This is a genomic window from Achromobacter spanius (genome assembly GCF_002812705.1).
GTDB classification, from domain to species: Bacteria; Pseudomonadota; Gammaproteobacteria; order Burkholderiales; family Burkholderiaceae_B; genus Achromobacter; species Achromobacter spanius.
Genome location: NZ_CP025030.1, coordinates 2160178 through 2178406, shown reverse-complemented (window position 1 = coordinate 2178406; position 18229 = coordinate 2160178). Strand labels below are relative to the sequence as shown.

21 protein-coding genes, 1 tRNA gene and 1 pseudogene are annotated in these 18229 nt (G+C 64.0%); 21 read left to right on the top strand and 2 right to left on the bottom strand.

The window, feature by feature from the left end:
* Window positions 1-149: 149 nt before the first annotated feature.
* The 12 genes and pseudogenes from CVS48_RS09930 to CVS48_RS09880 form a co-directional block, all read left to right on the top strand.
* Window positions 150-348 (top strand): annotated as a pseudogene (locus CVS48_RS09930) (IS66 family transposase zinc-finger binding domain-containing protein); the annotation flags it as partial.
* 367 nt (window positions 349-715) lie between these two features.
* The gene (locus CVS48_RS09925) at window positions 716-1558 is read left to right on the top strand and encodes a transporter substrate-binding domain-containing protein (RefSeq protein ID WP_100857584.1); all 843 of its coding nucleotides are present in this window, start codon (window positions 716-718) and stop codon (window positions 1556-1558) included.
* A 52-nt stretch (window positions 1559-1610) separates the two neighbouring features.
* On the top strand, window positions 1611-2432 hold the full coding sequence (locus CVS48_RS09920; RefSeq protein ID WP_100854296.1) for an amino acid ABC transporter ATP-binding protein: 822 nt from the start codon (window positions 1611-1613) through the stop codon (window positions 2430-2432).
* A gap of 10 nt (window positions 2433-2442) precedes the next feature.
* A complete protein-coding gene (locus tag CVS48_RS09915) occupies window positions 2443-3114 on the top strand; it encodes an amino acid ABC transporter permease (protein WP_100854295.1) in 672 nt (223 codons plus the stop codon).
* 10 nt (window positions 3115-3124) lie between these two features.
* Complete coding sequence (locus CVS48_RS29575; protein ID WP_242001327.1) at window positions 3125-3274, top strand: hypothetical protein; 150 nt, start codon at window positions 3125-3127, stop codon at window positions 3272-3274.
* 6 nt (window positions 3275-3280) lie between these two features.
* A complete protein-coding gene (locus tag CVS48_RS09910; RefSeq protein WP_279629470.1) occupies window positions 3281-3790 on the top strand; it encodes an amino acid ABC transporter permease in 510 nt (169 codons plus the stop codon).
* Window positions 3791-3829: 39 nt separating this feature from the next.
* Window positions 3830-4711 (top strand): dihydrodipicolinate synthase family protein, encoded by an 882-nt coding sequence (locus CVS48_RS09905; protein ID WP_100854294.1) that lies wholly within the window; start codon window positions 3830-3832, stop codon window positions 4709-4711.
* A 56-nt stretch (window positions 4712-4767) separates the two neighbouring features.
* Window positions 4768-5811, top strand: coding sequence for a 4-hydroxyproline epimerase (locus CVS48_RS09900; RefSeq protein ID WP_100854293.1), 1044 nt, complete (start codon window positions 4768-4770; stop codon window positions 5809-5811).
* Window positions 5808-7106: an NAD(P)/FAD-dependent oxidoreductase gene (locus CVS48_RS09895; protein ID WP_100854292.1), complete on the top strand. Its 1299-nt coding sequence runs from the start codon at window positions 5808-5810 to the stop codon at window positions 7104-7106. Before CVS48_RS09900 ends, CVS48_RS09895 begins: the two co-directional genes overlap by 4 nt.
* Window positions 7103-8584: an aldehyde dehydrogenase family protein gene (locus tag CVS48_RS09890; protein WP_100854291.1), complete on the top strand. Its 1482-nt coding sequence runs from the start codon at window positions 7103-7105 to the stop codon at window positions 8582-8584. The genes CVS48_RS09895 and CVS48_RS09890 overlap by 4 nt, the downstream gene beginning before the upstream one ends.
* A gap of 11 nt (window positions 8585-8595) precedes the next feature.
* Window positions 8596-9618 (top strand): proline racemase family protein, encoded by a 1023-nt coding sequence (locus CVS48_RS09885; protein WP_100854290.1) that lies wholly within the window; start codon window positions 8596-8598, stop codon window positions 9616-9618.
* A gap of 71 nt (window positions 9619-9689) precedes the next feature.
* A complete protein-coding gene (locus CVS48_RS09880) occupies window positions 9690-10409 on the top strand; it encodes a GntR family transcriptional regulator (RefSeq protein WP_100854289.1) in 720 nt (239 codons plus the stop codon).
* 145 nt (window positions 10410-10554) lie between these two features.
* On the opposite strand, the gene CVS48_RS09875 is transcribed toward CVS48_RS09880, so the two are convergent.
* Window positions 10555-10628, bottom strand: a tRNA-Gly gene (locus CVS48_RS09875).
* A 184-nt stretch (window positions 10629-10812) separates the two neighbouring features.
* On the opposite strand from CVS48_RS09875, the gene trmB reads away from it, so the two are divergent.
* From trmB to lysM, 5 genes are all read left to right on the top strand, one after another.
* Window positions 10813-11649, top strand: a complete 837-nt coding sequence (gene trmB / locus CVS48_RS09870; protein WP_242001329.1) for a tRNA (guanosine(46)-N7)-methyltransferase TrmB — start codon at window positions 10813-10815, stop codon at window positions 11647-11649.
* Complete coding sequence (pip, locus tag CVS48_RS09865; protein WP_100854288.1) at window positions 11649-12590, top strand: prolyl aminopeptidase; 942 nt, start codon at window positions 11649-11651, stop codon at window positions 12588-12590. The genes trmB and pip overlap by 1 nt, the downstream gene beginning before the upstream one ends.
* An 11-nt stretch (window positions 12591-12601) precedes the next feature.
* Complete coding sequence (gene thiS / locus CVS48_RS09860; protein WP_006222389.1) at window positions 12602-12802, top strand: sulfur carrier protein ThiS; 201 nt, start codon at window positions 12602-12604, stop codon at window positions 12800-12802.
* Window positions 12803-13126: 324 nt separating this feature from the next.
* Complete coding sequence (locus CVS48_RS09855) at window positions 13127-13444, top strand: hypothetical protein (protein WP_100854287.1); 318 nt, start codon at window positions 13127-13129, stop codon at window positions 13442-13444.
* Window positions 13445-13487: 43 nt separating this feature from the next.
* Window positions 13488-13934 (top strand): peptidoglycan-binding protein LysM, encoded by a 447-nt coding sequence (gene lysM, locus CVS48_RS09850; protein WP_100854286.1) that lies wholly within the window; start codon window positions 13488-13490, stop codon window positions 13932-13934.
* Window positions 13935-14222: 288 nt separating this feature from the next.
* Here the strand turns inward: lysM and ffh are convergent, their stop codons facing one another.
* Window positions 14223-15629: a signal recognition particle protein gene (ffh, locus tag CVS48_RS09845; protein WP_050445692.1), complete on the bottom strand. Its 1407-nt coding sequence runs from the start codon at window positions 15627-15629 to the stop codon at window positions 14223-14225.
* A 106-nt stretch (window positions 15630-15735) separates the two neighbouring features.
* On the opposite strand from ffh, the gene CVS48_RS09840 reads away from it, so the two are divergent.
* From CVS48_RS09840 to CVS48_RS09825, 4 genes are all read left to right on the top strand, one after another.
* On the top strand, window positions 15736-16578 hold the full coding sequence (locus CVS48_RS09840) for a cytochrome C assembly family protein (RefSeq protein ID WP_167400967.1): 843 nt from the start codon (window positions 15736-15738) through the stop codon (window positions 16576-16578).
* A gap of 1 nt (window position 16579) precedes the next feature.
* On the top strand, window positions 16580-16840 hold the full coding sequence (locus CVS48_RS09835) for a PP0621 family protein (RefSeq protein WP_100854284.1): 261 nt from the start codon (window positions 16580-16582) through the stop codon (window positions 16838-16840).
* Between the two features lie 131 nt (window positions 16841-16971).
* On the top strand, window positions 16972-17550 hold the full coding sequence (gene ampD, locus CVS48_RS09830; RefSeq protein ID WP_100854283.1) for a 1,6-anhydro-N-acetylmuramyl-L-alanine amidase AmpD: 579 nt from the start codon (window positions 16972-16974) through the stop codon (window positions 17548-17550).
* A gap of 19 nt (window positions 17551-17569) precedes the next feature.
* Window positions 17570-18190, top strand: a complete 621-nt coding sequence (locus CVS48_RS09825) for a glutathione S-transferase family protein (RefSeq protein WP_100854282.1) — start codon at window positions 17570-17572, stop codon at window positions 18188-18190.
* Window positions 18191-18229: the final 39 nt, after the last annotated feature.

Here is an 18229-nt window from a genome sequence, read left to right as displayed (position 1 = left end):
CTGAAAAATAAAGAGCTTTCCTGATTCGAGACCAACACCCCCAGGTCCAGCAACGCAATGTCTCCGAAGACGAACGCGACATTGTCCACCTAAAACCAGATGGACACCAAGGACAGAGAAGAGCTCAGAGTTAGGAGCAGTCAGGCTGGCGCGAGATGGCCGAGGAACGGTTACGCGCTTACAAGCGTGAGCGATTCGGCGCCTCCAGCGACTTCCGCACGGCCGATCAGTTGGGCCTGTTCAACGAGGCCGAGGCGCTGGTTTGAGATCGGCGTGGAAACCAGCGAGCAGGTCGACATCATCCCGGAGCAAGTGCGCGTACTCCAGCATCAGCGGTTCAAGTACGCCTGGGCGCATGTGCGCCGCGGCTTCATCAAGGCCGAGCAAGCCACGCCCCAAACCGCGAGCGGGCCAGAGCGGCCTGCCGCGCAGGCCATGTCCGTACGGCGTATTTAATTGATTGCTTACCCTTCCGGAGTCGCCGTCCCAGCCTGATCCTCGCTCACTTCCTCGAGGCCATTCGCCCAGTCCCCTGGTTTCCCCTCTACCCAGGAGCGGTCGTCCGACCGCTCGGTCACCTTGCCGATAATTTTCTGCGGCGCGTGTTGACAGTCCAATTCATTCAAACCTAATATGAATACAGCGCTGCACACATTGTATGTGCAGCGCTGAGTTTGCACCTTCCTACAAGAACGAAATCATCGGAGAGGTCAAAATGGCTCGGTTCCTTCCTCGCTCCATCCGCAACATGCTCGTGTGTGGTGGCGCCATTGGCGCGTTGCTCGCTCAAGTCCCGGCCCAGGCGGCCGAGGTTTCACTCTGGAAAGACATTCAGAAGGCGGGAGTTCTGCGCTGTGGGGCGGCCGTCGCCGCGCCTTACGTCATGCGCGATGCCCGTTCGGGTGAATACAGCGGCTACTTCGTCGATCTGTGCCGCGACTTCGGCGAGAGGGTGTTGAAGGTCAAGGTCGAATTCGTCAGCACTAGCTGGGACAACCTGGTGGCCGGGCTGCAAGGCGGCAAGTGGGACATGGCGATGGCGCTCAACCAGACGCCCGAACGCGCGCTGGCGGTGAGCTTTTCCGTGCCGGCCACGGACTATCAGGTCTCGCTGCTGATCAACAAGGACAATCCGAAGCTGGCGAACGTCGGCACCACCATCGCGGACTTCGACAAGCCGGAGGTGACCTTCGCGGTGATGTCGGGCACCGCCCAGGACAAGGCAATTTCCGCGGTGCTCAAGCAAGGCAAGGTCATGCGTCTGCCGGGCATGGACGAGGTGCGCATGGCAGTCATGTCCAAGCGGGCCGATGTCCTGGTCGATGCCAGCGAGACCAATCATCTGTTCGCCCTGGCCAACCCGGCATGGACCAAGGAAGTCCTGCCCAAGCCGGCCCTGGCCAAGCAGGGTGTCGCGTTCGGGGTGCGCCGGGACGTCAGCGCGGCGGACTTGCAGACGCTGAACATCTACCTCACCCAGCGCCGCGAGACCGGTGAAATCGACAGCCTCGTCGACAAAGCCTCGCAACTGGCCAACTCCGACAAAACCCTCCCGTAATTCCCGCCGGTGCCGAGCGCGCACATGGCTGCGCACTCTCGGAGAATGTTCGATGAAAGCTTCCAATCTGGCGGCGCTGCCGTCACGGCCCCCGCACGCCTGCGAAACCACGGGCAGCGAGTTCATCCAGTTGCGCGATGTCTACAAATCCTACGGTGAAAACCTGGTGGTGATGGATCATCTGGACCTGGATATGCGCGCCGACGACCGTCTGGTGATCATCGGCCCCAGCGGCAGCGGCAAAAGCTCTCTGCTGCGGGTGATGATGGGGCTTGAGAGCATTCAGGGCGGCATCATCCGTTTCCAGGGCAAACCCTATATCGACGGCAATGCCCGGGGCAAAGGCAAACCCATGGACGGCGCGCTGCAAACCCAGGTGGGCATGGTGTTCCAGCACTACACACTGTTCCCGCACCTGTCTGTCCTGGGCAACCTGATCCTGGCGCCGATGAAGGTGCATGGCCTGTCTCGCGCCAAGGCGACCCAGAGGGCGCGCCAGCTGCTGGCCCGGCTTGGCCTCGAAGCCAAGCTCGAGGTGTATCCCAGCCAGCTGTCCGGCGGCCAGAAACAGCGGGTGGCGATCGCCCGGGCCTTGATGCTCGAACCCAAGCTGATGCTGTTCGACGAAGTCACCTCGGCGCTCGACCCGGAGATGGTCATCGAAGTGCAGAACGTGATGCTGCAGCTGGCCGAACAGAAGATGGCGATGATCATCGTCACCCACGACATGCATTTCGCCCGGCATATCGCCACCCGCGTGGTGTTCTGCGCCAACGGCAAGGTGGTCGAGCAGGGCCATCCCGACCAGTTGTTCACTCAGCCTAGGGAACCCCGCACCCGCGAGTTCCTGAAAAAAGTGCTGCACCTGGATTGAGGGAGCGATCATGAACTATCAATTCGACTTCAACTTCCTCAACGGCAACTTCGGCCTGTTGTGGGATGGGCTGAAGGTCACCCTGCAACTGGCGCTGGTGTCGAACATCGTCGGCCTGGTGCTGGGTTTCGGCCTGTGCCTCTTGACCTTGAGCCGCTGGTTTTTCCTGCGTTGGCCGGCGCAGCTGTTCATCGAGTTTTTCCGTTGCACGCCGGTGCTGTTGCAGATCGTCTGGTTCTTCTACTGCGTGCCGATGCTGTTCGATGTGTTCATCGACCCGATCACCATGGGCGTGCTGGCCCTGGGGTTGAACCTCACGGCCTTCAACGCCGAGGCTTACCGCGCCGGTGTGCAGGCGGTGCCCCGCGAACACCTGGACGCTTGCGTCGCACTGGGCCTGCGCCCCTGGCAGCGCACGCTCTACGTGATCCTGCCGCAGGCGCTGCGCAGCGCCACCCCGGTGCTGATGACCAACGGCATTTCGATCCTCCAGCAGAGCGCCCTGGTGGCGATCGTCGCTGTGGCCGACCTGATGTACGTCGGCAAGAGCATCGCCACCGAAGCCTACCGGCCGCTGGAAACCTATACGCTGATCGCGCTCATCTACTTCGCCCTGTCGCTGCCCATCGCACAGTGGGTGCAGTGGCTGGAGCGTCGCCAGGATGCCGCACTCGCGCGCTGAGGAGAGCGCCATGAATCTCGATTTCACTGTGGTGTTCTCCTACTGGCAAGCATTGCTGCAGGGGCTGGCGCTGACCCTGGCATTCACGGTCGGGTGCGCCATCCTGGGCAGCCTGTGCGGTTTTCTGCTGAGCCTGCTGCGCATCTCCGGCCGGCGCTAGCTGAGTGTGCCCGCCGGGCTCTATGTGGAACTGTTCCGCGGCACCCCACTGCTGATCCAGCTGTTCTGGGTGTTCTTCTGCTTTCCGGTGGTGTTTGGCATCGACGTGCCGCCCTACGTGTCGGTGTTGCTGGCGCTGACGCTGTACATGACGGCGATCACCAGCGAGACCTTCCGTGGCGCGCTCAAGTCCATACCCAGCGAGCAGCATGACGCATGCGTCGCACTGGGACTGGCGTCGTGGGACAAGACGCTCTTCGTAGTGTTTCCCCAGGCTTTGCTCAGGGGCATCCCGCCGCTGCTCTCGAACGTGGTCTCGCTGTTCAAGGAGAGCGCGCTGATTTCCTCGGTGGGCATCGCCGACCTGATGTTCGTCGGCCAGAACATCTCCAACAGCACGGCCCGCCCGGTCGAGTTCCTCTCGGCAGTGGCGGTCATCTACTTCCTCGTCGCGTTCCCGCTGACCCGGCTGGTCGGCGTGATCGAGGCACGGATGCTGCGCCGTTACGCGTACTAGTCCCCAACCCCGTCATCCAACTGAAGTGGAGCATCTCTAATGACTCAACTCAAAGGCATCCTGCCTGCCCTGGTCACGCCTTTCGACAAGAACGGCCAGGTCGATTACGACATGCTGGGCAACATCATCAAGTTTCAACTTGAGGCCGGCGTCAAAGGCTTCGTGCCCCTGGGCTCGACCGGCGAGTACTACGCCCTGACCAACGAAGAACGCCGCCAGGTACTGGCGACCGTGCGTGAAGGGGTGGGCGAGCGTGGCGTGCTGATCGCCGGGGCCAACGGTTCTTGCACCCGCGAAGTGATCGAGCAGGTGCAGCAGACCCGCGACGCCGGCTATACCAATCTGCTGATCGCACCGCCGTATTACGCGCTGCCGTCCCAGGAGGAGCTGATCGGTCACTACCAGGCGATTCTCGACGCGGCGCCCGATATCAACGTGGTGCTCTACAACTACCCAGTTCGCACCAACGTCGAGGTCGGTTTCGGCGTGCTGGAAGCGTTCAAGGACCATGAGCGGGTGATCGGCATCAAGGAAAGCAGCGGCAACCTGTTGCGCGCCATCGAGATCGGCGGCACTTACAAGGACCACTATCAGCTGTCCTGCGGCTCCGACGACCAGGCCCTGGACTTCTTCCTGTGGGGCGCTACCAGCTGGATCTGCGGCCCGGCCAACTGCCTGACCCGGCAGGTTTGCGACTTTTACCGCAAGTACAGCAGCGGCGACCTGGCGGGTGCCCAGGCCATCGTCCGTTCGCTGTTCCCGGTACTGGCGGACATGGAGTCCGGCAAGTTCATCCAAAAGGTCAAATACGGCTGCGAGCTGGCCGGTTTCGAGGTCGGCAACGCGCGCATGCCCCTGCAACCGCTGACCGATGAAGAAAAGGCCGGCTTTCGCAAGGCTTTCGAACTGGCCCAGGGTTGATGGCCCTGCCGCATCGACCGCTACGCCCGGCCGATGCGGCCCCTTGGAGAGACGAGATGACCCGACACGTTTTCAACTGCATCGAAGGCCATACCGAAGGCATGCCGGTGCGCATGGTGGTGGCAGGAGCGCCGACGCTCGAGGGCGCCACCATGGACGAACGGCGCGCGCACTTCATGGCGGGCTTCGACTGGATCCGCCGGGCCCTGATGCTCGAGCCCCGCGGGCATTCGCACATGTCGGGAACTATCTTCTACCCGCCGATGCGCGACGACAGCGACTTCAGCCTGCTGTTCATCGAGACTTCCGGCTGCCTACCGATGTGCGGGCATGCCACCCTGGGTTCCATTACCTTCGCCCTCGAGGCCGGCCTGATCGAGCCGAAGGTGCCGGGCAGGGTGACGGTGGACGTCCCGGCGGGGCAGATTCACGCCACCTACAGCCGCAGTGGCGACAAGGTCGGTTCGGTGCGCTTCACCAATGTGCCGTCCTTTCTTTTGCACCGCGACCTGAGCCTCGATTTCCCGCCACTGGGTCCGCTGACGATCGACATTGCCTACGGCGGCAACTTTTACCCGATTGTCGAGGTGCAACCAAATTACCCGGGGTGTGAGCATTTCAGCCCACAGCAGTTGCTGGACTGGGGGTTGCAGATGCAGGAACTGGTCAACCGTTCGGTGGACGTGGTCCACCCGCAGAACCCGGCGATCAGGGGCGTCAAGCATTGCATGTGGGCCGGCGCGCCGTTGGCGGCCGAGTCTCAGGGGCGGGCGGTAGTGATCGCCGGCGCGAGCCTGATAGATCGCTCGCCCTGCGGCACTGGCACCTCGGCCCGGGTCGCCCAGCGGTTCGCCCGGGGCTGGCTGGCCGCGGACGCCGCCTATCGCCACGAAAGCCTGATCGGCAGTTTTTTCGTCGGTCGCGTGGCACAGCAGCTTGAATTGGAAGACGGTCGCGCCGCGATTCGCCCCAGCGTAGAAGGACGCGCCTGGATCACCGGGCAGGCCGAGTTTATCGTCGACGATACCCAACCCTGGTGGGATGGCTTCAGCCTGGAAGATCATGCCGCCCCGGCCCCTGTGCGAGAGACTTCCCCATGACACCCCTGCAGTCCGCTGTACCCAATCCCGCCCCGACTGAAAAGGCCGTCGTGGTCGGCGGGGGCATCGTTGGTGTCTGTTGCGCGCTGTATCTGCAGCGGGAAGGTTACGCGGTCACCCTGATCGATCCGGCAGCGGCCGGTGACAGCACCGCCAAGTGGAGCTGTGGGCAGATGGCGGTCAGCGAAGTGATCCCGCTGTCCAAACCCGGGATACTGAAAAAGATTCCCGGCTGGCTGCTCGACCAGAACGGCCCGCTGGCACTGCGGCCCGGGGCTCTGCCCGGGCTCCTGCCGTGGTTCCTGCGGTTCCTGGCCTGCGCCCGGCAGTCGAAGATCGTCGAGATCGCCGAGGACATGGCGAGCCTCACCCACCATGTATATACCGACTATGCCCCCCTGCTGGAGGCCTGCCCGGACAAGCGCCTGCTGGGCAAAAGGCCGGTGATCGAGCTGTTCGATTCAGCCTCGGGGCTGGATCACGAGTTGCCGCATCTGCAGTTGCGCCAGGTCCTGGGCTTCAAGTCCGAGGTGCTCGACCGCGCTGCGATCGCCGACCTTGAACCGGCACTGGCGGGCCAGTTCAGTCATGGCCTGTTGTTTCCGGACTGGCACGCGGTCAGCGATACCGAAGGCTTTATCGCCGCGCTGACAGAAAGCCTGATCGATCAGGGTGGCGTGCGCGTACGAGGCCAGGTCAAGGGCATCGATGAAATGGCTGACCGCGCCGCCGGCGTGACCTTGAGCAACGGTGACCGCTACGCAGCCGACTATGTGGTGATCGCCGCGGGCACGGGCTCGCGTCAGTTTTTCCAGCAAATCGGCGCGCAGGTGCCGCTGGCCGGGATCGCCGGTTACCAGGTGTTGTTGCCCGCGCCGGGGGTGGAGCTCCGCCACTCGGTGATCTACGCCGATGGCGGCTTCTGTTTCAGCCCAATGACCCGAGGCCTGCAGATCGGCGGCACCATCGAGTTCGCCAGCCCGAACGCCGAACCCAACTTCAAGCGTGCCGAGATCATTCTCGAGAAGGCACGAAAGATCCTGCCGCAACTGCAATTGGAAAACATCGAGTACGGGGTCGGCTATCGGCCGTTCCTGCCTGACACCAAGCCGGTGATCGATCGCAGCCGCCGCCTGGGCAACGTATGCATGGCCTTCGGCCACGGCCAGCTCGGCCTGACCCTGGGCGCCACGACCGGGCGGCTCATCGCCGACCTGGTGGCCGGCCGCGCGCCGGCCCAGGACTTGAGCCCCTTCAGCGCCAAGCGCTTCAGCCTTTTGGGAGGCCACGCATGAAATCCTATGATCACCTCTACATCGACGGCCAGTGGGTTCGCCCGAGGCTCGGCGGCACCTTCGATACGCTCGACCCCAGCCATGAGTCGGTGATCGCCCAGGTCGCCGCGGCGACGGCGGAAGATGTCGACCTGGCGGTAAGGGCCGCGCGCCGCGCTTTCGACGAAGGCCCATGGCCGCACATGAGCGGTGCGGAGCGGGCGACCATCCTCCGGGCGATCGCCAGCGGCATTCGTTTACGCCAGCAGCAGCTCGCCGAGCTCGAGGTGCGCGATAACGGCAAGCCCTTGTCCGAAGCGCTGTGGGACATTGGCGATACGGCCGGCTGCTTCGATTTCTACGCCGATCTGGCCGACGACCTGGACGGCCATCGCGAGCAGAGCGTGGCGCTTGCCGACGAGCGCTTCACTTCCATTGCGCGCAAGGAGCCGGTGGGCGTCGCCGGGGCCATCATTCCCTGGAACTTCCCGATGCTGATGGCGGCCTGGAAGGTCGCCCCGGCCCTGGCTGCTGGTTGCTGCATGGTGCTCAAGCCGTCCGAGCTGACGCCGCTGACCGCCCTGGAACTGGCGGATATCGCCCATCGGGCGGGCCTGCCTGCCGGAGTTCTGAATATCGTCACCGGCCTCGGCGCACAGGCCGGCGCACCGCTGAGCGAGCATCCAGGGATCGACAAGCTGGCCTTTACAGGCAGCGTGCCGACTGGCAGCCGGATCATGCAAGCGGCGGCGCGGGACATCAAAAACATCAGCCTGGAGCTGGGGGGAAAGTCGCCGTTCATCATCTTCGACGACAGTGATATCGAGGCGGCGGTCGAATGGATCATGTTCGGGATTTTCTGGAACCAGGGCGAAGTGTGTTCGGCCACCTCGCGGGTCCTGGTGCAGCGTGGGCTGTACGAGCCATTGCTCAAGCGCCTGGTCGAGCAGACCCGGAGCCTGAGCATCGGCAACGGTATGGACGAAGGGGTGTTGCTCGGTCCGCTGGTGAGTCGCGGCCAGTATGACAAGGTGCTCGACGCCATCGCCCGAGGCCAGGAGGAGGGGGCGACGCTGCTGACGGGCGGGACACGTCCGGCGAACTGTGAAAAGGGTTACTTCCTGACCCCGGCGATCTTCGCCGATGTGCCGCAGGACAGCTGGATCTGGAGCGAGGAGATCTTCGGCCCGGTGGTCTGCGTGCGGCCTTTCGACGACGAGGCCGAGGCCCTGCGCAGCGCCAACGACTCGCGCTTCGGCTTGGCGGCGGCAGTGATGTCGCGCGACCTGCCGCGTGCCGAGCGGGTGGCTCGCCGCCTGCGCGCCGGCATCGTCTGGATCAATTGCTCGCAACCGACCTTTACCGAAGCCCCCTGGGGCGGCTACAAGCAGAGCGGTATCGGTCGCGAACTGGGGGAGTGGGGGTTGAACAACTACCTGGAAACCAAGCAGATCACCCGCTATGACAGCCAGCAGCCGTGGGGCTGGTACATCAAGTAAAGGAGCCCGCCATGCGCTGGAAAAAGACGCTGCAACTGGCCGACGTGCACTGCGAGGGTGAGATCGGCAAGGTCATCACCGGTGGGGTCATCGATATCCCCGGCAAGACCATGCTCGACAAGATGAACTACATCAATGAAGTCGACGACAGCCTGAGACGACTGGTGGTGCTGGAGCCGCGCGGCTGCCTGCAGATGTCGGTGAACCTGCTGCTACCGCCGACCCGTCCGGAGGCCCAGGCCGGCTTCATCGTGTTGCAATCGGACAAGGCGCACCCCATGTCCGGCAGCAACTGCATCTGCGTGGTGACCGCCTTGCTGGAACTGGGGATGCTGCCGATTGAGTCGCCTGTGACCACCGTGGTGCTGGACACGCCGGCCGGGCTGGTCACCGCGCGGGCGCAGTGCGAGGACGGGCGCTGCCTGAGCGTGTCGCTGGACATGGTGCCGTCCTTCGTCGAGCACCTGGACTCGCCGATCCAGACGCCGGAGTTCGGAACCCTGATGGCGGATATCGCTTTTGGCGGGGTGTATTACGCCCTGGTCGATGTGGACCAGGTCGGGCTGAGCATTGCCCCGGAGCATGCCCGGGCGCTGGCGACCCAGGGCGTGCGCTTGAAGACGCTGATCAACCAGCAGATCAAGGTGCGTCACCCGTTGTTCAAGGAACTCGACGAGGTGGCCTATGTGATGTTCCGCAACCGGCTCGACGCTCGCACTTACCAGACCTGTACCACCTTGCCGCCCGGGCGGGTCGACCGTTCGCCCTGTGGCACTGGCAGCTCGGCCAATCTGGCGACCCTGAGCGCGCGCGGGCTGGTTGCGCCGGGGGATCGCCTGACGTCGCGCTCTACCATCGGCGGAGAGTTTCAGGTCGAGTTGCTGGGGCTGACGGATGTCGGCGGCAAGGCGGCGGTGCTGCCGCGCATCACCGGGCGCGCCTGGGTGTATGGCCTGCATCAGATCGGTGTCGATCCTGACGATCCGCTGGCCGCGGGGTTCATGCTGAGCGATACCTGGGGGGACGGGTTCTAAGTGGGCCGGGGCCGGTGTTAAAGTTGCGCGCCGACCATCTGGCCAGCGCGTACTGCAGAGAAAATGTCCCTATGAGCAAAGAAACGACTGAAACGGCGGGTGCTGCGAAACGCCATGGCGGCCGCTACATCTACGAGGAACTGCGCAAGCAGATCCTGACGCTGAAACTCAAGCCCGGCATGCCTCTGGACGAGGTGTCGCTGGCCGCCCAGTTCGGTCTTTCCCGTTCTCCCGTACGCGATGCGCTGGCCCGTCTGATCAGCGAAGGGCTGGTAACCATCCTGCCGAACCGCGCGACCCTGGTCACACCCTTCGCGATCGAGGAGTTCCCCAACTACATTTCCGCCCTCGACCTGATTCAACGGGCTGTCACCCGGTTGGCGGCGCTGCAGCGCACCGATGAGGACCTGGCGCGGATCCGCGAGGCCGACGCGGTCTATCTGGAAGCGGTCAGTAGCGGCGACTTCCAGGCGATGTCCGAGACCAACAAGGCGTTCCACATGACGATCGCCGAAGCGGGGGGAAACCCGTACTTCATCAGCTACTACGAAAAACTGCTTGGTGAGGGACAACGCCTGCTGCACCTGCATTTCGACTACATCATCAGCACCGCCAGCACCGCCAGCACCTCCACGCGACTGGGGCGCGACCACGACGAAATCATCAACGCCATTGCCGCGCGCAAGGCCGACGAAGCCGAGCATGCGGCGCACGAGCACACGATGCTGTTTCAGCGTCGTTTTCTCGCCTATATGCAGCAGAACCTTACCGACAAGATTTCGGTTGTGTGAGATTCGGAAATAGATGGCCTTAAAAGTGGCCTTAAAAGCCTTGGCTCTTAGAGGATCTCAGTAGATCTTGCTGGACTGATTTTTAAGTAAAAACCTTATAAATCAGTAGTTTCTGGACCACTGTGGAAGTACTGGGAAACTGAAGTGGAGCGGGTGAAGGGAATCGAACCCTCGTATGAAGCTTGGGAAGCTGCCGTTCTACCATTGAACTACACCCGCTCGGGTGTCGTGCCGCAGCGCGGGGCCGGGGCACAGCCGATGATTATAGCGCGGGATTTTCAGATTCCAGGGGTGATTTTTGCGTGCGTTTTCGACGGTATCGGCCTTCGGAATTAAATGCGTCCCCAATTTAGTCCGTCCGGCCGACTCCGCCCCGCCGCACCTGCCACTACAATTCGGGGCTATGAAACCCAACAACCCCGCGAACTCCTCCGCGGACACCCCCGCGACGCCTTCCGTGAACACCTCCGACACCCCCGCCGACTCGTCGGCATCGGCGCCTGCCGCAGCGCCCGTTTCCCCCGAAACCCAGGCGGCGTTGGCCAGCACGGCCCACGCGCCGAACAGCCCGGGCGCCACGCACATTCGCAGCTTCGTGCATCGCCGTGGCCATATCACCCAGGGCCAGTTGGCTGCGTTGGAACGTCTGATGGGCGAATGGTCCATTCCGTACGCGCCCCGCCGCCTGGATCCCGCCGCCGCGTTTGGCCGTCAAGCGCCGACGGTGCTGGAGATTGGCTTCGGCATGGGCGAAACCACCGAGAAGATCGCGCTGGCGCGCCCCGAAGACAACTTCCTGGGCGTGGAAGTGTTCAATGCCGGCGTCGGCTCGCTGCTGCGCCGCATTGAAGATTCCAAGATCACGAACCTGCGCATCATCCAGCACGACGCCGTGGAAGTCGTGCGCGACATGATCGCGCCGGACTCGCTGGCCGGCGTGCACGTGTACTTTCCGGATCCGTGGCCCAAGAAGCGCCACCACAAGCGCCGCCTGCTGCAACCGGCGTTCGTGTCGCTGCTGGCCAGTCGCATCGCGCCGGGTGGCTATATCCATTGCGCCACCGACTGGGAAGACTACGCGGTGCAAATGCTGGAAGTACTTAGCGGCGAACCGCTGCTGGCCAACACGGTGGACGGCTACGCGCCCCGCCCCGATTACCGCCCCCTGACCAAATTCGAGACACGCGGCCTGCGCCTGGGCCACGGCGTCTGGGACCTGATCTTCAAGCGAGTCGCCTAATGCTCTATCCGCCGATCGAACCCTACCGCCACGGCATGCTGGATACCGGAGACGGCCACCAGATCTACTGGGAAATGTCGGGCAATCCGAACGGCAAGCCCGCCGTGTTCCTGCATGGCGGACCGGGCAGCGGCTGTTCGCCCGTGCATCGCCAGTTGTTCGATCCGCAGCGCTACAACGTACTGCTGTTCGATCAGCGCGGTTGCGGCCGATCCAAGCCGCACGCCAGCCTGGACAACAACACGACCTGGCATCTGGTGTCCGACATCGAGCGCCTGCGCACCGAGATCATGGGCGCGGAAAAGTGGCTGGTGTTCGGCGGCTCGTGGGGCTCGACCCTGGCGCTAGCCTATGCGGAAACGCACCCGTCGCATACCAGCGAACTGGTGCTGCGCGGCATCTTCGGCCTGCGCCGCGCGGAAATCCAATGGTTCTACCAGGAAGGCGCGTCGTGGCTGTTTCCGGATCGTTGGGAAGAATACCTGGCGCCCATTCCGGAAGCTGAACGCGGTGACCTGGTGGCGGCGTATCACAAGCGGCTGACGGGCGATGACCCGGCCGAACAACTGCGCGCGGCCAAGGCCTGGAGCAAGTGGGAAGACAGCACCATCACGCTGCTGCCCAGCCCGCGCCACCAGCAAAGCCACGCCGCCGACCGCGCCGCGCTGGCGTTTGCGCGCATCGAGAACCACTACTTCGTGAACGCGGGCTTCATGGAAGAAGGCCAGTTGATTCGCGATGCGCACAAGCTGCGCGGCATCCCCGGCACCATCGTGCAAGGCCGCTACGACGTCTGCACGCCGGCCCGCACGGCCTGGGACCTGCATCGCGCCTGGCCGGAAGCGGATTTTCATCTGGTGCCCGACGCCGGCCATGCCTTTGATGAACCCGGCACGCTGGCGCGCCTGCTCGCCGCCACCGACGCTTACGCAAAACAGTGAGGACACCTGACATGCACATCACCCTGAATGGCGACGCGCGCGAATTTCCCTTGGACACCACCGTGATTGAACTGCTGCAAACGCTGGGCTATGCCGGCAAGCGCGTAGCGGTGGAACGCAATGGCGAGATCGTGCCCAAGAGCCAGCACGAACAGACCACGCTCACCGACGGCGACCAGATCGAAATCGTGGTGGCGGTGGGCGGCGGCTGATCGCCGTTATCCACATCCCTCGCGGCGCGAACCGGCGCCGCAACCGCAAAGGCCGCTGTCAGTTCAGCGGCCTTTTTCATGGCATTGCGCACCACGTCGCTACGCATGACATCCCGCGCCCGATGCGGTTTGCGTTTGCCGTCCGACACGCCCTGCGAAGTGACGAGCATTGTTGCGTAGTCTGCCAAGCAGCTAGCAACCTGTTACACGATACCCCCTCGTCTCGCGGCGAATACGCGAGTAATAATCGTTGCTGCTGGCGTTGTAGGTTGTCGTGTTGTTGTTCTAGCGTTGCACATCGCCCCATCGGGGCAAGGAGGCATCATGAACACCGCGGTCATCATCAATCTTCTCATCCAGCTCGTTGCTGGCGCAGCGAGCGGGAATGGACTGGGAAAAATGCTCCAGCAGTTCAATTTGGGCCCGCTGGGCAACACCATCGCGGGCGCCATCGGCGGCTTGGCGGGTGGCTCGTGGCTGGCGCCCATGATCAGCGCCGGGGCGGGCGCCGCCACGGCGGCCAACACGGGGATGGACCTTTCAGCGATAGCGGGTAGTGTGGTGGGCGGCGGCGTGGGTGGTGCCGTGCTGACCTTGATTGCCGGCATCGTACGCAAGATGTTCGTGGGCCGCGCGCCCTGATCGCACTTCGTTTTCTCACCGCAACATAGATAAAGGAAACACTATGGGTCTGCTCAATTTCATCAAGGATGTAGGCGAAAAGCTCTTCGGCGCCAGCGAGGCCAAGGCCGCTACAGCGGACGAGTTGAAGAAAGAGTTGGATAAGCACGGCCTGAACGCGGATGGCCTGCAAATCTCGGTGGATGGCGACAAGGTCACGGTGGCTGGCGAGGCGCTCAGCACGGAAGACGCCGAGAAGATTTCGCTGGCGCTAGGCAACACCGTGGGCGTGGCGGCGGTGGACAACCAATTGAAGGTGAAGCAGGCGACGCCCGAAGCCAAGATGTACACGGTGCAAAAGGGCGACAACCTGTGGAAGATTGCCGAAGCGCAGTACGGCAAGGGCCAGGGCGCGAAGAACACGCTGATCTTCGAAGCCAACAAGCCGATGCTGACAAGCCCGGACAAGATCTACCCGGGCCAGGTGCTGCGCATTCCGCCGGCGGCGTAAGCGGTCATTGAACTCGACAAGCCGGAGAACACCCATGCGTTTTCCGGATTGTGTCGCGGCACGGCGCCCCCTGCCTGCCGCGATTGCTTGGCCAGACGCAATGTCTGGCCATTTTTTTAGCGGATTTTTCCCGCCGGGCCGCCCCAAGGGAAAAAAGCCGCCTCGGGGGGCAGGAAGCGCACGCAGTGCGCGCGCCGTGGGGGCCCTTTTTCCCGCCGGGCCGCCCCAAGGGGAAAAAAGCCCCCTTGGGGGGCAGGAAGCGCACATAGTGCGCGCACCGTGGGGGCCCTACTTCATTCCAAAACGGCCTAGCCCCTTCATGCCGCCCATGGCGCGCATCATCTTTGCCATGCCGCCCTTCTTCATCTGCTTCATCATCCCCTGCATCTGCTCGAACTGAGCCAGCAGGCGGTTGACCTCCTGGACCGGCACGCCGGAACCTGTCGCGATGCGGCGCTTGCGCGACGCCTTGATCAGCTCGGGCTTGGCGCGTTCGGCGGCCGTCATGGAATTCAGGATGCCTTCCGTGCGGCGCAATTGCTTTTCGGCCTGGCCGCCTTGCAACTGGCCTGCGGCCTGCTGGAACTGGGCCGGCAGCTTTTCAAGCAGCGAACCCATGTCGCCCAGCTTTTTCACCTGGCCTAGCTGTTCGCGGAAATCGTTCAGGTCGAACTTGTTGCCCGACTTGATCTTGGCCGCCAGCTTTTGCGCATCGGCGATGTCGATGTTCTTCTGCGCCTGCTCGACCAGCGACACGATGTCGCCCATGCCCAGCACCCGTTGCGCCATGCGGTCGGGGTAGAACGGTTCCAGCCCGTCCAGCTTTTCGGACACGCCGACAAACTTCAGCGGCTTGCCGGTAACGTGGCGCACAGACAGGGCCGCGCCGCCACGGGCGTCGCCGTCCAGCTTGGTCAGCACCACACCCGTCAGGGGCAGCGCGTCCGCGAAGGCGCGCGCGGTGTTGACCGCGTCCTGGCCCTGCATGGCGTCCACCACGAACAGCGTTTCCACCGGCTTGACCAGGTCATGCAGCGCGCGGATTTCGCGCATCATGGCTTCGTCGATGCCCAGGCGGCCGGCCGTGTCCAGGATCAGCACGTCGTAGTGATGACGGCGCGCATGGTCCACCGCGCCACGCGCGATGTCTTCGGGTTTCTGGCTGGGGTCAGACGGCAGGAAGTCCACGCCGACCTGCGCGGCCACGCTTTTCAGCTGGTCGATAGCGGCGGGACGATAGACGTCGGCGGACACCACCAGCACTTTCTTCTTGCCGGTCTTGCGGCCGTGCTGCGTGTGCTGCCCTTCGGACAGCCAGCGGGCCAGCTTGCCGGTGGTGGTGGTTTTACCCGCGCCTTGCAGGCCGGCCATCAGGATGACGGCGGGCGGCTGCACGGCCAGCGACAGTTCGTTGGAATCGGCGCCCAGGTCGCCGCCCATCAGGGCGGTGAGTTCCTTGTGGACGACGCCGACCAGGGCTTGGCCCGGGCTGAGGCTGGCGGCCACTTCTTCACCCAGCGCTTTTTCCTTCACGCGGGCGACAAATTCACGCACGACGGGCAGCGCCACGTCGGCTTCCAGCAGCGCCATGCGCACTTCGCGCAGCATCTCCTGGGTGTTGGCCTCGGTCAGGCGGGCTTCACCGCGCAGCGTCTTGACGACACGCGAAAGGCGTTGAGTTAGGTTATCGAGCATGAGAGGCGTTTCCGCTTAAACTAGTTGATTGAACGGTGGCCGCAGGCGCGGATTCTGCGCTTTCGGGTGGCACGCACCCCAAGGCCCCATCCAGACAACGGTTTTTATGTCACTAGGCATTGTATTTCACACAGCGGCTGCCTTGGCGTACGCAGTGCTAGGGGGGTCTCTCTGGGCCCGCCTGGCCGGCGCCGGGGAAGTGGAACGGACGGGCAAAATCGGCCGTCTGTGCCTGCTGGGGGCCTTGGTCCTGCATGGAATCGGGCTGCAACAATCCATGCTGGGCGCCCAGCATCTGTTCATTGGGTGGGCACTGGCCCTGTCCGCGGCCATCTGGCTGGGCATGGTGGTGTTCTGGCTGGAAAGCCTGCTGGTACGTATCGACGGCCTGCAATTGCTGCTGCTGCCCGCCGCCGCCATCGCCAGCGCCCTGGCCGCCGTGTTTCCCCAGGGGCAGTTCGTGCCCCACGCCGACAACGCCTGGCTGCGCGTGCACCTGCTGATCGCCCTGGCCGCCTATGGCCTGATCACCATCGCCGCCCTGCACGCCATGATGATGGCCCTGCTTGACCGCCATCTGCACCGCCCGCTGGACGCCCCCGCCGAACGCAGCATCATCGGCCGTGTGCTGGACTCCCAGCCGCCATTGCTGGTGCAGGAACAACTGCTGTTCCGTATTATCTGGATCGGTTTCATCGTGCTGACCCTGGCGGTGGGCTCGGGGTCGGTCGCGTCCATGAAGCTGACGGGCAAAATCTTGCCGTTTGACCACAAGACCGTCTTCACCCTGTTGTCCTGGCTGACGTTCGGCGTGCTGCTCGCTGGCCGCCACGTGTGGGGCTGGCGCGGGCGCGTTGCGCTGCGCTGGACGTTGACGGGTTTTGGTTTTTTGATTCTGGCGTACACCGGCAGCCGGTTCGTGCTGGAAATGATTCTGCATCGAGGCTGACGTGGGCAAGTTGTTGTTCTGGATCGTTTTGATCATCGCGGTGCTGTTCGTGGCCCGCATCGCCGCCCGCATGGCGGCGGCGCGCCAGGCGGGCGAGCAGCCCAAGGGCCGCAGCCAGCCGGCCCCGGCCAAGCACGCGCCGGAATCCATGGTGCGATGCGCGCACTGCGGCATCCACCTGCCCCGGTCCGAAGCCGTGCTGCTGAACGGCCACACCTGGTGCAGCACCGAGCATTCCAAGCTCGGCCCGGCCAGGAAATAAGCGGCGCGCAGGCGGCAGCGATGTCGCCACCGGCTGCGTTTTACGCGCGGCCCCATGCAAAGGCGCGGATTTGGGAGGCGGCGACGACCACGGCATAATGCCCGTTGGATTCACCACGCATGCTCTCTCTTATGGCTCTGCTTCTGGATCGACATGGCTGGCTGGCGCCGGCCCCGGGTGTAACCCTGCTGCCCTCGCCCAACCACGACGCGCGTCCCAACGGCGCGCAGGTCTCGCTGCTGGTGCTGCACAACATCAGCCTGCCCCCCGGAAAGTTTGGCGGCCCCGAAGTGGCCGGGCTGTTCCTGAACACACTTGACTACGCTTCGCACCCATGGCTGGAACGCCTGCGCGGCTTGCGCGTATCGGCCCACTTCTTTATTCGCCGCGATGGGCGCATCATTCAGTTCGTGTCCACCGACCAACGCGCCTGGCACGCCGGGGTGTCGCGCTTTGGCACGCGCGAACGCTGCAACGACTTTTCCATTGGCATCGAACTGGAAGGCACGGACACCCTGCCCTACGCCGACGAGCAATACCTGGCGCTGCGCAAGCTGACGCCGATGCTGCGCGCGCGCTACCCCTTGGCCGCGGCCTGGGGCCACGAACACATTGCCCCGGGACGCAAGACCGACCCCGGGCCGGCTTTCAACTGGACGCGCTTTTCGCGCGACAGCGGCTTTGCGCGGCGGCAGTTGCCGCCCGTCTGACACTACTCAAGGACTGGTTATGTTGAAGATCTGGGGACGCCTGACGTCCGTCAACGTGCAGAAAGTGATGCTGGCCGTGCGCGAACTGGCGCTGCCGCACACCTTCGTGCAGGCAGGCGGGCCGTTCGGCGTGAACGACACGCCGGAATTCGCCAAGCTCAATCCCAACCGCACCGTGCCGGTCATCGACGATGGCGGCTTCGTGCTGTGGGAATCGAACGCCATCGTGCGCTACCTGGCCTCGCGCTACGGCGTGGGCACGCTCTGGCCCGAAGACGCCTGCCTGCGCGCCGACGCCGACCGCTGGATGGACTGGCAGGCCACCGAATGGCAAGGCGCGATGGGCCCGGCCTTCCTGGGCCTGATCCGCACGCCCGAAGACAAGCGCGACCACGCCGCCATCGAGACCTCGGTCAAGCGTTCCAACGCACGCGCCCTGATCCTGGACCAAGCCCTGCAAGGCCGCGAATTCATCGCCGGCCGCCATCTGACCATGGGCGACATCGCTCTCGTCTGCGCGGCGCACCGCTGGCTGGCCCTGCCCATTGAACGCCCCGACACCCCGGCACTATCCGCCTGGTACCGCCGCGTGATGATGCGCCCCGCCCCGCAAGGCGTGCTGACGCTTCCGCTGGAATAGCGCGCCCGAATGATCGTGCGCTCCGCGCCACGGGGCGTG